At 66.3% G+C, this 1,224-nt stretch carries 1 protein-coding gene; it reads right to left on the bottom strand.

Annotated elements, in window-relative coordinates:
- A partial coding sequence (locus VXD91_RS04925) for a DUF222 domain-containing protein (RefSeq protein ID WP_346414816.1) occupies positions 1–1,212 on the bottom strand: 1,212 nt, incomplete at its 3' end.
- Between the last annotated feature and the right edge of the window lie 12 nt (positions 1,213–1,224).

The raw sequence follows: 1,224 nt of genomic DNA, 5'->3' as shown, positions 1-1,224 counted from the left end.
GGCCAGGGTCATGGTGTCGATGTTGGTCAGTCCGTCGTCGCGCCAGTTGGTGATGTGATGAGCCTGCGAGCGGGAGGCGGGGGCGGTGCAGTTGGGGCGGGTGCAGCCGTGGTCGCGGGCGAACAGCGCCAGGCGTTGGGCGGTGCTGGCGGTTCTGGCTGCTCGGCCCAGATAGAGGGGTTGGCCGGTGTGGTTATCGAAGATGGCGAGGTAGTTGTCCGAGCCTTGGGCGGCCATCCGCACCAGATCCTTGACCGGGAGTTTGGTGCCGGTGTGGGTGAGCGCCATCCCGGTGCGCTTTTCCAGGTCGGTGACGGTGCAGGTGGCGACCACCGCGACGGGGAACCCGTTGTGCACCCCGGAGGTTCCGGTGGCCAGCATCATCCGGCCCACGAATTTGAAGGCGTCGTACTGCCGCTGCGCCACAGTCCTTGTGTCGTTGTCGATCTGTTCCTGGGTCGGGGTCCCGGAGTAGCAGGGCTGCGGATCGGCGGGGTTGCACATGCCCGGGGCGGCGTACTTCTCGAACAACACCTGCCAGTAGGCGCGGCCTTCCGGATCGAGTTCGGCGGTGACGTCGGTGCGTCCGTCGGGCCGCTGCTTACCCATCACGAACGACCGCTTCGGATCCGGCTCATCGTCGTCGGGTTCGGGCCCATCCTGATCCAGCTTGTACAACAAATCCGCCGCGACCTTGCGGAGGTCTTCGGGGGTTTTGACCCGGGCATCGGCCACCAGATCGGTCTCGCACTGCAACAACGTGACCGGGTCGGCCGCCCACAACGGGACCTTGCCGAAGAACCAGGTGATCACCTGCACGTGCTCACTGTTGATCGCACCCTCGGCCAGCGCGGCGGCCACCAGTTCCCACACCGGACCCAACGGCTCGCCCGTGATCGCGGAGCGCGGACCCAAATTATCCGTGTCGCGGACCCTCCGGCGGGCCTCCTCGCGGCTGATCCGCAACCGCACATGCAACACCTCAGGCCAATCCTTGGCCCCGATGTCTTTGGCGGTGGCCTGGGTCTGTGCGGCCGCCAGCATCTGGTGATCGACGGCCTCGGCCGCGCACCTCAACCTCTCGCGGCGGGACTGCAACTCCAACAACGTCGGCACATCCAGACCGCTGTAATCCAAGGCCGCGAGCCGCGCATGCGCCGCTTCGTAGGCGGCGTACGCCTCCTCGACAGCAGCTGGATCGGTCAATCCCATACATCGAACACT

The sequence above is a fragment of the Mycobacterium sp. SM3041 genome, assembly GCF_039668335.1.
Taxonomy (GTDB): domain Bacteria; phylum Actinomycetota; class Actinomycetes; order Mycobacteriales; family Mycobacteriaceae; genus Mycobacterium.
This window is presented reverse-complemented; position numbering and strand designations above follow the sequence as displayed.